Origin of the sequence: Thalassotalea mangrovi, from assembly GCF_005116735.1 — a bacterium.
Lineage (GTDB): Bacteria > Pseudomonadota > Gammaproteobacteria > Enterobacterales > Alteromonadaceae > Thalassotalea_A > Thalassotalea_A mangrovi.
Genome location: NZ_SWDB01000013.1, coordinates 1 through 11,018, shown reverse-complemented (window position 1 = coordinate 11,018; position 11,018 = coordinate 1). Strand labels below are relative to the sequence as shown.

At 42.7% G+C, this 11,018-nt stretch carries 13 protein-coding genes and 2 tRNA genes; 1 reads left to right on the top strand and 14 read right to left on the bottom strand.

The annotated features are described in order from the left end of the window. Positions 1–2: 2 nt before the first annotated feature. The 9 genes from E8M12_RS07020 to ybgC all read right to left on the bottom strand — a co-directional run bounded on the left by E8M12_RS07020 (position 3) and on the right by ybgC (position 5,710). Positions 3–75, bottom strand: a tRNA-Lys gene (locus E8M12_RS07020). 37 nt (positions 76–112) lie between these two features. Beyond that, positions 113–188 (bottom strand) — tRNA-Lys (locus E8M12_RS07015). Positions 189–357: 169 nt separating this feature from the next. After that, complete coding sequence (gene ybgF / locus E8M12_RS07010) at positions 358–1,137, bottom strand: tol-pal system protein YbgF (RefSeq protein WP_136735390.1); 780 nt, start codon at positions 1,135–1,137, stop codon at positions 358–360. 24 nt (positions 1,138–1,161) lie between these two features. Then, entirely contained in the window at positions 1,162–1,710 is a 549-nt protein-coding gene (gene pal / locus E8M12_RS07005; protein WP_136735389.1) for a peptidoglycan-associated lipoprotein Pal, read from the bottom strand. A gap of 47 nt (positions 1,711–1,757) precedes the next feature. After that, positions 1,758–3,110, bottom strand: a complete 1,353-nt coding sequence (gene tolB, locus E8M12_RS07000) for a Tol-Pal system beta propeller repeat protein TolB (protein ID WP_136735388.1) — start codon at positions 3,108–3,110, stop codon at positions 1,758–1,760. Between the two features lie 61 nt (positions 3,111–3,171). Then, entirely contained in the window at positions 3,172–4,164 is a 993-nt protein-coding gene (gene tolA / locus E8M12_RS06995) for a cell envelope integrity protein TolA (RefSeq protein WP_246034043.1), read from the bottom strand. A gap of 6 nt (positions 4,165–4,170) precedes the next feature. Beyond that, complete coding sequence (gene tolR / locus E8M12_RS06990) at positions 4,171–4,593, bottom strand: protein TolR (RefSeq protein ID WP_136735387.1); 423 nt, start codon at positions 4,591–4,593, stop codon at positions 4,171–4,173. Positions 4,594–4,611: 18 nt separating this feature from the next. Further along, positions 4,612–5,295, bottom strand: a complete 684-nt coding sequence (gene tolQ, locus E8M12_RS06985; RefSeq protein WP_136735386.1) for a protein TolQ — start codon at positions 5,293–5,295, stop codon at positions 4,612–4,614. Next, positions 5,285–5,710, bottom strand: coding sequence for a tol-pal system-associated acyl-CoA thioesterase (gene ybgC, locus E8M12_RS06980; RefSeq protein ID WP_136735385.1), 426 nt, complete (start codon positions 5,708–5,710; stop codon positions 5,285–5,287). The genes tolQ and ybgC overlap by 11 nt, the downstream gene beginning before the upstream one ends. 882 nt (positions 5,711–6,592) lie before the next feature. Between ybgC and E8M12_RS06975 the strand changes: the two genes are divergently transcribed. After that, the gene (locus E8M12_RS06975; protein WP_136735384.1) at positions 6,593–7,006 is read left to right on the top strand and encodes a hypothetical protein; all 414 of its coding nucleotides are present in this window, start codon (positions 6,593–6,595) and stop codon (positions 7,004–7,006) included. A gap of 204 nt (positions 7,007–7,210) precedes the next feature. Here the strand turns inward: E8M12_RS06975 and E8M12_RS06970 are convergent, their stop codons facing one another. The 5 genes from E8M12_RS06970 to E8M12_RS06950 all read right to left on the bottom strand — a co-directional run bounded on the left by E8M12_RS06970 (position 7,211) and on the right by E8M12_RS06950 (position 10,923). Beyond that, a complete protein-coding gene (locus E8M12_RS06970; protein ID WP_211245002.1) occupies positions 7,211–8,182 on the bottom strand; it encodes a hypothetical protein in 972 nt (323 codons plus the stop codon). Between the two features lie 1,134 nt (positions 8,183–9,316). Further along, the gene (locus tag E8M12_RS06965; RefSeq protein WP_136735382.1) at positions 9,317–9,676 is read right to left on the bottom strand and encodes a hypothetical protein; all 360 of its coding nucleotides are present in this window, start codon (positions 9,674–9,676) and stop codon (positions 9,317–9,319) included. Between the two features lie 67 nt (positions 9,677–9,743). Then, positions 9,744–10,055 carry a hypothetical protein gene (locus tag E8M12_RS06960; protein ID WP_136735381.1) on the bottom strand — a complete coding sequence of 104 codons (312 nt, stop codon included), beginning with the start codon at positions 10,053–10,055 and terminating at the stop codon, positions 9,744–9,746. An 89-nt stretch (positions 10,056–10,144) separates the two neighbouring features. After that, positions 10,145–10,537 (bottom strand): hypothetical protein, encoded by a 393-nt coding sequence (locus E8M12_RS06955; protein ID WP_136735380.1) that lies wholly within the window; start codon positions 10,535–10,537, stop codon positions 10,145–10,147. Between the two features lie 65 nt (positions 10,538–10,602). Beyond that, positions 10,603–10,923, bottom strand: coding sequence for a hypothetical protein (locus tag E8M12_RS06950; protein ID WP_136735379.1), 321 nt, complete (start codon positions 10,921–10,923; stop codon positions 10,603–10,605). Positions 10,924–11,018: the final 95 nt, after the last annotated feature.

The following is an 11,018-nucleotide window of genomic DNA, read 5'->3' as shown; positions in this document are numbered from 1 at the left end:
GGTGGGTCGTGAAGGATTTGAACCTTCGACAAATTGGTTAAAAGCCAACTGCTCTACCAACTGAGCTAACGACCCTTATCAAGTTTTTCAAATTGTACTTCTGAGGAAGAAGTGGTGGGTCGTGAAGGATTTGAACCTTCGACAAATTGGTTAAAAGCCAACTGCTCTACCAACTGAGCTAACGACCCACTTTGTGCTGCTTAAGGCCTTGTGCCTCAACGCGGGGCATATGATACTCATATTAATTTTTAGTGCAACAACAAATTTGTTTTTTTTCGAAAAAGCCATTTGTTTGCACAAAAACCCAGCAGATAGAGCATCTTATCAACGGTTGACACCGAAAAGATTAGACCTGAATTAGTTGCTGATACTATTTAAGCGCGTTTGCGCCAGTTGTGCCGCGGAAGAATTTGCATACTCGCTGATCACCCGACGATACATTTGTCGCGCTTTATCCAGGTTATTTTGTTTTTGCGCTACCATGCCCTGCTTGAGCATTGCATCGCTGCGCTTATTGGAATCCTGGTGATTATCAATCACGATAGTAAATTCCGCTTCCGCCTCTTTCAGCTGGCCCTTGTTAAACAACAACTGACCTAACCAGTAATGGGCATTAGCCGCATACGACGAGTTCGGATACTTACGTGTAAACGCCTTAAATTCTTCAATGGCCTGATCGTACTTCTTCTCTTTCAGCACGAGATTAACAGCGCGATCATAAGATTCGTTTTCTGACAGGTTTGCCGAATAATTCACACCCGTATTGGTATTTGACGCTACCGGCTGTGAAGGGCCACTTTTCATCGACGCCACCCGATCCAGTTCCTGGTAGAGTTCGCGTTGACGTTGCAGAATTTGATTAATGGTGTATGCCTGCTCCTCCGTTAGCCCGCGTAGTTGACTAACTTCATTCTGCAAGTCATCAATTTGCAGCTGCATATCGTTAAGCGCACGATTACGGGTTTGGATGGCACGTTTGAGAGCTTCAACGTCGTCGTTAGCAACATTGTTAGTTGCAACCGACTGGCTGGCAGCCACAGGTTGGTTAATATCGAGGACAGGAGCGGGTTGTGCAGCCAGTGCCGAAGGGGCACTGGCAGTAACCGCTAAACCTAATAAAAGTTTATACGATTTCATTTAACGTCCTTTTAAAAAACGTTATTAGTAAACTAGAACCGCACGACGGTTTTTAGCAAATGCATCTTCTGTGCGAGTGTTTACTGCTGGCTTCTCTTCACCGTAGCTTACGGTTTCGATTTGAGAAGGAGCAACGCCGGCATTTTCAAGATACTTTTGTACAGCCTGTGCACGACGCTCGCCAAGAGCGATGTTGTACTCAGGAGTACCGCGCTCATCTGCGTGACCTTCGATAACAACTTTGGCATTACCGTTAGCTGCTAAGAACTCAGCGTGAGCGTCAAGAGTCGCTAATACTGAAGAGCTTAGTTTTGAGGTATCGAAGTCGAAGTAAATGGTATTATCGCTGATAAGCTGTTGCTTTTTCTGTTCTTCAATAGCTTCAAGACGAGCAGCTTCCGCTGCTGCTGCCGCTTCTGATGCTTCACGCTCTGCTTGTGCCTGAGCTTCAGCTTGAGCTTTCGCCTGACGCTGTGCTTCTGCTTCATCGATTTGATCAGTTGAGCTACACGCGGCAAGAGCCATTAATGGCAACGCAACTGCCATACCTTTTACTACTTTATTAAAGCGCATTTTAATTCCTTAATAATTTGAATAATAATGAGTTAACTAATTTTTTATTATAAAAATGGTGACCATGCTGGCGATTTAACCTGTCCGTTTAGGGCGGGCAAGCGTGCTTTAAATCGACCATCTAAGGAAACCAAGCCCAAAACCTGCCGATTATGGTGCAAAGTACTATAGATTATCATGCCACCATTGGGGGCAATACTGGGCGACTCATCCAATCGGGTTTTGGTTAAAACCTGAAAGGCATTTGAGCCTAATTCTTGCTTCGCAAGATGGTATTGTCCTTGTGTACGGTTAACCATGACCAGTTGACGTCCGTCAGGTGTTACAGAACCTCCCAGGTTCATTTCACCGTCAAAAGTTAGCCTTCTCACTTTACCATCAGACAAATTTACTCGATATAGCTGCGCTTTACCACCCCGTTCTGATGTAAAAATCAGAGAATTTCCATCCGGAGTCCAATTTGGCTCGGTGTCAATTGCACGGTGACGGGTAACACGGCGTAATTTCTTTGTTGCAAGATTCATTACATAGATTTCAGGATTACCATCTTTCGATAATACCATTGCCATCTGCTGGCCATCAGGCGACCAGCGCGGCGCACCGTTGATGCCTTTAAAGCTACTCAATACTTCACGCTTGGCGGTATAGATATCCTGAATATAAATTTGTGCCTGACGATCTTCAAACGTAACGTACGCTAATTTACGACCATCAGGTGACCAGCTTGGTGACATCAGCGGCTCACGTGAGCTCAACAGCACCTGCTCGTTGTAACCATCGTAATCGGCCATGACCAACTGATAAGGACGGTCGCCGCTGTCACGAACGATAATATAAGCAATGCGGGTCTGGAATGCACCGCGCACACCGGTCAGCTTCTCGTAAACGCTGTCGGAAATCTGATGTGCTTTCGGTCGAAATAGTTTCGTCGGAATGTACTGGGTTGGCTTCGAGTCAATCAAGATATGATCGCTGGAAGCAACCAGTCGGCCGTTTTGGATAGCGCGCTGATCGGCGCCCATTAATTGTCCACGTACTACATCAACAAGCTGGAATGATACCAGGTACTGATCGATACCCGCCTCTTCAATGGTGCCCATCACGATCGCTTCAACCCCGATATCGGCCCATGCCTGGTAATCAATATCAGCGATGGTCGCCGGCACCTGCGGCATGTTCACCTGGCTGATAGGGTTAAATTTACCGCTACGCAACAAATCGTCACTAACCACTTTGGTGATATTTTCAGGTAACGGGGTTGCCCCGGTGTATTTAAACGGTAACACGGCAATCGGGCGGGCACTGTCAATACCACCGGTTATGACGATATCCAGTGCTGCCCAGGCTTTATTTAAGCCCAGGGAGAAAAAGATTAAGATAAACAGACTCTTTTTAAACATAATACTTCTTATTTTCCAATCTATTGTCGGTTATTTTTCATTGAATAAGTGATCAGGTCAATTAAAATTGCGGTGTATATTTCAAATTGATTTCTGACATTTGCTTAAATACTTCCGGATCTTTCGATACCGGTAACGTACCTGCTTTAGTCACAGCTTTAACTGCTTCCTGACAAACGATTTGATCCCCAGTAATCGGCGTCACACTGATTACGAAACCCGAGGATGCTAACTTTATTTTCAAATCGCAGGACTTATTCTTCATGGTATTTTCATCCATGATAAAGTTACGTTCAATGGTTTGCACGATCAAAGCTGTATATTTTTGTACTTCGGTAAGTACTTGCTGACTACGAGCCTGCTGACGTCGTTCCATTTCTTCCGCCATTTGTTGCTCAAGCATTCGTTGCTGCTCGGCACGCTCCGCCGCTTCTTTTTTACGACGACGCTCTTCTGCTTCACGTTGCTTACGCTCTTGTTCAGCTTTTTTCGCGGCTTCCTCTTCTTTTAAGCGTTTGGCTTTCGCATCAGCGGCAGCTTTTTCTGCTCGCTTACGCTCTTCTTCCTTCTGACGTCGTGCTTTTTCTTCCGCCGCAGCCTTAGCCTTGGCCGTTTTTGCGGCATCGTCTGCTTTGCGTTTTTCCACTTCCTTGCGTTGTCGCTCTTGTTCCAGGCGTTTTATCCGCTCCGCTTCAGCCTGGCGCTTTTTCTGCGCTTCGGCCGCACGCCGTTCCAATTCTTTAATGCGCTTATCTTCACGCTCTTTTGCCGCGGCTTTTTGCTGCTCAAGCTTATCAACCTGCTGCTGAAGTTTGCTTTGATCGACAACGACAGCATCTATCACTGGCATGATGGGTTTTGGCGTTGCCACCGGGGCTGGTGAAAAATCAGCATTCATTAACAATGCTGCTCCCAGACCAATATGTAATAGCAGTGCCACTGACAACGCAATAGAGTATGTCTGCTTTGGCGTCTTACCCTCTGGCAGGTATGTAAAAATGCCCATGAAGAAATTAACAATACCGCCAATCAGTTTTTTTATTACTGCGAACATGGTCTGTTAATTCTCCACCGAATCTGTCATCAATCCCACTGACGGCACACCGGCTTTTTGCAATAACACCATCAGTTGAATAATTGAGTTATAGGGAACATTGCCGTCACCATTGACCACTACGGGTGTATCCGGTTCAACCTTTAAATGGGCGACGACTAACGTGGCCAGCTCTTCCGGTTCAAGCGGCTCGGTTTTACTGTCACCAACATTCAGGTAAAAATTACCATTGATATCGACGCTGGCCACCAGAGGCGTTTTTGAATCCTGATCTAAAGGCTCGGCATCGGCTTGAGGTAAATCCACTTTGACGCCTTGAGTGATTAGCGGCGCGGTCACCATAAAGATGATCAACAACACCAACATCACATCGATATAAGGAACAACATTGATTTCCGCGACGCGTTTTCGTTTGGCTCTAACGTACATGGTTTAGCTCCTTGGCGCCTAGGCGCTGCGCGGTGTCATCGCCTGACGTTGCAAGATGCTGGAGAACTCTTCCATAAAGTTGCCATAGCTATTTTCCAGCTTCTCAACACTATGGGAGAAACGGTTAAATGCCATAACCGCTGGAATCGCTGCAAACAGACCCATAGCGGTTGCTATCAGCGCTTCTGCAATCCCCGGAGCAACCATTGCCAGCGTGGCTTGTTGCACCGCACCAAGGGCGATAAAGGAATTCATGATCCCCCATACCGTACCAAACAATCCAATGTATGGACTGATAGAACCTACGGTTGCGAGGAAGGATAAATGGGTTTCTAAGGTATCTACTTCTCTCGATAGTGCTACACGCATTGCCCGGTGCGTACCATCAACAACCGCTTGCGAGTTGGATTCCGGCGACTTGCGAATACGAGCAAATTCTTTAAATCCGGCGATAAACAGGCTTTCGATACCATTCGGGTTTCCGCGGCCACTAATTTCTTTATAAAGGCGCGATAAATCTGCGCCCGACCAGAACTTATCTTCAAACTGCTGAACCTGTACTTTGGCCTTGTTTAACGCTTTTGAGCGTTGAATGATCATGGTCCATGATGCAATGGAAAAGCCAAGCAGGCAAAGCATCACGGATTTGACGAGGACACTGGCCTGCAGAAATAAATCGATAAAAGATAATTCAGAGTGCATTGGTTAATGCTCCTAATATTTGCTCGGGAATAGCGCAAGGTTTGGCACGTTGCAAATTAACGCTGGCGACAAGGACGGTCAATTGGCACAGCAAGGTTCCATCCTGATTTTTTATCGCCTGCTCAAACGTCAAGCTGGCCTTTTTTAATTGTTTAATGGTTGTTGAGATGGTCAACAGGTCATCAAGCCTGGCCGATGCCTTGTTATCCATCTCGACTCGTCTGACTACAAAACCCAGGTTTTGTTCCAGAAAATATGACTGGGAAATGCCAAGCGCGCGTAACCACTCGGTTCTGGCACGCTCAGCGAACTTCAAATAATTGGCGTAATAGACAATACCACCCGCGTCAGTATCTTCATAAAAGACTCTGAGCTGATAATCAAAACTTATTGCTGTGTTTACTCGTTCAGCCATTAGCACATTATTCTTTTTGTCCCTTTCAATTTGACCTATATTAAGCCATTACAAAGCCTACACTCAAGGGAATAACCGCCGGAATCAGGAGTTTTTTTTCCTGGCCACAAGCCACGTATAATTTTTCTAGTGCATTCGTTTTTACCGCTTTGCCGGAAATGATCCTAAAAAAAAGCTAAAGATCCTTGTTTTAAATTAAACCAATTACTTTTTTTAAGTCTTTATTTTCAACCATGTTACATTTGATTACAGTTTTAAAGGCCTAGAGAGAAAACAACAAAATAACGCAAACCTACTCTCTAACCTTTCCATTAAAAAATCTAATGCGAAAAAATAATTTTTCTAGTTTGCCGAAACCCGGATTCGCCACTAAAATGCGCACCATCTTATGAACATCCATTGTTTGCAATACATGTTCCTGGATTTATTTAACTTCCTTCTATCAACTATTTGTTGGCCCGCTTTTTAGCGGGCTTTTTTTTTGCTTACAGGGAAGTAAGTACCCTGCACCACATGGATGGTCTGGTGCATGGGTGCTACATGGATATAGGTATGTCGTCAATGTCTGGAACGTATTGGCGACGGCTTATTCGTATATAAGTTGCCTTTATAGATATAGATATATCGCCAATGTTGCCTATATAGTTACAGGTATGTCGCCAATGTCTGGAACATATTCTCTACCCGTATTGCCAAGGGATTACTCAAAGCCTATCAATAACTCATCAAATACTAACCCACAGCGCTATAGTCATTAAACCAAACACCACCGACATTTACGATTTTGTATCAGAACATAGCCGGCTACATAGGCTATCCGATATGATTGTGTTATCGTAACTGTTATTTCAATGACAAAACATAAATTCAGGGCCTCTTATCATGAGACTATTATTTCCCCTTACCTTAACAGTGTTTCTGATTGCATGTAGTGAGCCGTCCAAGCCAGAAAGTGCCAGTGACGATGCGCAAAAGACAAAAACTGATAGCAGCTATGAGCAGAAATTGATTGACTCACAGGAAAAACTGGAAAAAGCACTGGAAGATGCCGAACAGAAAGTCAACCAAACCATTGCTGAGTCAAAAGCCCAGGTTGAAGAACAACTCAAATCTGTCCAGGAAGCGGTAGAACAACATGTCGACTTGTCAAAAGTAGACGTAGATACCTCAAAAGAAAGCTTATCCGAAACGCTTCAGGACAGTGAGGAAAAGCTAGCGAAAGAGCTAAAAGATTCCGAAAAACAAATCAAAGAGAAATTGAAAAAGCTCGACTCTCTGTTATCCGGCAAAGATTAACGATTAAATTTTGGCTATTTCTTTCCTTGAAGAGAAATAGCCAACCACCTCAGACCTATATCATAAGTATCAGCATAGTTGTTATCAATGTATTGAATCGCATAAACAAACCTATGCAATTGTTGCATCTTCAATTGCAAATCCAAGGCTAAGCAAATACTAAATGTTTGCTCGATATGGTTTCAAGTACTGAAATTGTTTTCATTAGATCGCCAAAATATCGTGCAAATCCCCGGTTCTGCCCAGGGATACTGACACAGTAGCAAAAGAGTTGCCTTTCGGGATAAAAAACAGGCGACTGTCACCATTGCCACGTAATTCAGGGTCGTCACATGAAACGGTTCCACCAACAATCAAATGCTCATCAATTAATGCCAGGCCGCGCAAAAAGTATCCCAGTTGAACTTTAGGCAGGGTTGGATGTACCAGCTGGCCATTGCCAGAATCACATATGTAAAAACCCTGTTCACAAGGCACTAGATTATGACAGGCCTTACCGACATTATCGGTGCGGGCAATAACATTAAAGTCATGATCAAGTTTTAGATAAAAGCTACTTTTACTTTTATCGACTCCAGCTGAATTATGGGCGAGTAAGTACAAGTAATGCTCATCGATATGGATCGAATTGAAATGATGATAATCGGCGCTATTGCGAGCCGTAATACGGACAAAATCGGTAGCAGGATTTCCCTTTTGATAATCAAATTTGCGTGAATATATAAATTCCTTTTCGATGCGTCCTGTGAGATCGCAACGCCAAACAATGTTTTGTCGGGTATTGGTAACCCAAAGCTTTTGGTTGAAACAGACAATTTGGTGCACTCTGACAGGCACCACAGTTTCATTATTATCGCTAACAAACTCAAACGGCTGCTGGTCACAGGCTTGGTTACCATCCAGTCTGAACGTCAATGCCAGACTGCGCTCATCTTTTGTGCCATTTTGCACATAGCTGACAGCCAGATAGCGATTATCCGGGAGTTGAGTGACGCCAAAGTAGTTTCCCGACAGCAGTTTATATATTCTACCCTGATCAAAAAGATATAGTCCGTTGCTGCTACTAAACAGAAATTTGAAATGGTAGCGCTGCAGTGTAAAGCCATATTGGCTAAGCAGGCTTTTAACGACATTAAAGCTATAGCGCTTAAGGTTTGATATTTGTTCCATACGCATTGGGGTGACTCTTATTGTTAAATGATTAACTTTAGTGAAAGTTAAAACGTACTCTTGTGGATACAATCCTTGTTAGGCGCACTTAGAATTTCTTTTAGCATACTTCGCGCTTCCCGGAGCATTAATATAAGGGTATGACATATAGTGGAGATTTCGAGTTAAGATTGAAAAATTCTAATTGGTTGACGCTGTTTTTTTCCTGCAAAACCTACTTATGCGAGCAAAAATGTTGCCAATCGAACGATGTATTGATTACCGGGTATGCGGGGAAATGCCCAAGCTTAAAACCTAAGGTTGCGCGTAACTCCCGGTATCTATTTGGTATCCCAATATTTCAGACAAAAAAATAGCGCCATGCGGCGCTATTTTTATGGGCCTCTAAATTAGAACGGCATTTTAAAGCCTGAAGACTTCGATTTAATGATTCCTTCTAACCAGTTATAAAACCAGCACTTTACCCCAATGACCTCAAAGAGTTTAACAGAATAATACTTATAATAACTTACAGAATGGCCCCTATTTGACCCCATGCCTTTTACGAGGGTTATACTGCGCCTTGCGGGTACAGTCTGAGCTGAGTTCCTAATTCATGTTACGTATATTCAAAATTTTAAAGACGGGTGCTGTGCTAATAGATATCAACACAAATAATCATGACGGTATGTTTTTATCTCTAATTCATTTAAGCACATTTTAACAAGCGCCACCGGGAACGATATGAATATGAGAAAATGACCTACCCCCAAAGCAAATTCACACCCAAAATTGCTCGAATCTATTCAACGGCAATTTTTAATATAACCGGAAAGCTGCGAGGACTCGCAGAAACAGGCTCCTTTCATTATTAGCTAAAAAACCATAGAGGCACCCAGCCTGCGAGGTATTGCAGGATTTGATTCATTCTCTCCTAGCCACTCACTATTTTTCTACCAGATATTTGCACTGAACTCTGCAATACCTTGCAGGAGTTGCTTCAAACAGAAGATACCGTCCTATCGCAGGAAAACACACTTCCTGCGAGGAATAATATGCAGGAATGTAGTTAAGTTATGGTTTACGCAGTTCGAACATTTTGTGCGCGACTAGTATGGTGTGTTTCGAACAGGACGTAAGTTAATGACCGCTTTGTGCCACTTACTGCCGTTCATTTTCAAATGCATACTTAAGGCGAATATCATCATTAGTGACGGTTACCTCAATATCATCCATTCCTTGCGTGAAATATATTTCCTCACTTTCAAGTTGCTTACCATTACTAAGCATTACCTTAAACTTCATTGATGCTTCATCATCAACATTGAATCTAATTATCTGATTTGGTTTTATTTTATCTAGTTGTTTTTGAGTGTCTCGCCAATATGCAGTGACATCTATAGTTTCATTAGCATTATTGAAAACGATAAAAGTTTGAGAAGTGAAGTGGAGCCAAAAAGCAATGGAAAGGACTACAAAACCTAAAGATAAGCCTGCAATAAAATATTTTATGAATTTCAAAAATAGTTACTCCTTTAGCTTCTGCTTATCGCTCACACCAGCCGCTCACGACGTTACCCTGCGTCCTTCAGAGTTTAGGCAAACTTGAATCACAATAAACCCAGATGATGCCAAAATCACCAAAAACTTCGAATCCGTTTTCAATTCGCTTTACGTATTCAAACTCACCGAAGCTTGTAGTGTCAGTATCTGGGTCGTAAATCAATCCAATATCTAATAGTGAAAAATCAATTTGAATTGGTGAGTTGTCAGAATTAAAAAAACGTATATTCGTAGACACAAAATCGCTATCCTCATCGTCTCGAACAACAAACAATAGCTCTTTTCTGTCTTGCGGCGCTTCAATTTTTAAAATGTCATTACCGAATAATTGGTTCATTCATGAATTCTCAACAGCACATCAAATCTATAAATTGAATGACTCTAAATCGCTCGTTACAGCCTCGATTATTTGATATCAGTAATTCGTTAAGGACGCTCGGCGACCAATGCTAGCATTACTGTTTCTACCTTTATGCGTTTTACAATTTCAGGAGATAATTCTGATGCTGAAGATATGTAGCCTTTGAATATGATCCCGTCACCCAGCGCAAGCGGGTCACCAGGTATGGCTGCAATACTTGCAACCCAAACCGGATTAATGCCATCAATATTTAAATTTAATTTGTATAGCAATCTGTTGTCTGTGGTATTCAAGATATCGACAACTTCACCAGCGATACCAGTTAATTGTCCAATATAAGCAGGATTAAATGATCCATTTAAAAAGGGATTATTATTAGCAGCTTTTGCTAAATCCTGTTGGTTTGCAGCTAATGTGCTAGAAAAGATTAACGAGAATATCAATATTGCTATTTTCACATTATTTCCTTCGTTGTGGATGCTTTTCGTTTCGAATTCAGCGTCTCTTGATCGCTCTAAGCTGCCTATAAGCCGCGCTCGGACAACCACATTTCAGCTCCAATAGCGTCAGCGTCATTGCCTGAAGCAATGGTTCTAATTTTCTTAACGCACTTAGCCTTTTGAGAACTAGTTAAAATCGGGTTATCAGCAAATGTAAATGCTATCCATTTTCCAGCGACCGGATGATTTAAAGATTCAATAAACTTCTTCACTTCTTCCTCACAGCAAACTGACTTAGCTATCTCGCGCATCTTATCTGCCGCTCGATTCGCTTTATATACACTTTTTTTGTCAGAGTAGTCCGTAGAATTATGAATCAAAGCTTGGTTAATAAAATCATCCATTTATATATTTTCCTACGACCGCTTATCGCTCATTCCAGCCCTTGACCTCTATCTCGTAACCAGTTCCAGTTAAGAACGGTCTATTAAAATAAATC

Coding starts and splice junctions, on each gene's coding strand:
- E8M12_RS06975 (WP_136735384.1), top strand. CDS start 6,593: ATGAGACTATTATTTCCCCTTACCTTAACAGTGTTTCTGATTGCATGT.
- E8M12_RS06970 (WP_211245002.1), bottom strand. CDS start 8,182: ATGCGTATGGAACAAATATCAAACCTTAAGCGCTATAGCTTTAATGTC.
- ybgF (WP_136735390.1), bottom strand. CDS start 1,137: ATGAAATCGTATAAACTTTTATTAGGTTTAGCGGTTACTGCCAGTGCC.
- E8M12_RS06950 (WP_136735379.1), bottom strand. CDS start 10,923: ATGGATGATTTTATTAACCAAGCTTTGATTCATAATTCTACGGACTAC.
- tolQ (WP_136735386.1), bottom strand. CDS start 5,295: ATGCACTCTGAATTATCTTTTATCGATTTATTTCTGCAGGCCAGTGTC.
- tolA (WP_246034043.1), bottom strand. CDS start 4,164: ATGTTCGCAGTAATAAAAAAACTGATTGGCGGTATTGTTAATTTCTTC.
- tolR (WP_136735387.1), bottom strand. CDS start 4,593: ATGTACGTTAGAGCCAAACGAAAACGCGTCGCGGAAATCAATGTTGTT.
- E8M12_RS06960 (WP_136735381.1), bottom strand. CDS start 10,055: ATGAACCAATTATTCGGTAATGACATTTTAAAAATTGAAGCGCCGCAA.
- pal (WP_136735389.1), bottom strand. CDS start 1,710: ATGCGCTTTAATAAAGTAGTAAAAGGTATGGCAGTTGCGTTGCCATTA.
- ybgC (WP_136735385.1), bottom strand. CDS start 5,710: ATGGCTGAACGAGTAAACACAGCAATAAGTTTTGATTATCAGCTCAGA.
- tolB (WP_136735388.1), bottom strand. CDS start 3,110: ATGTTTAAAAAGAGTCTGTTTATCTTAATCTTTTTCTCCCTGGGCTTA.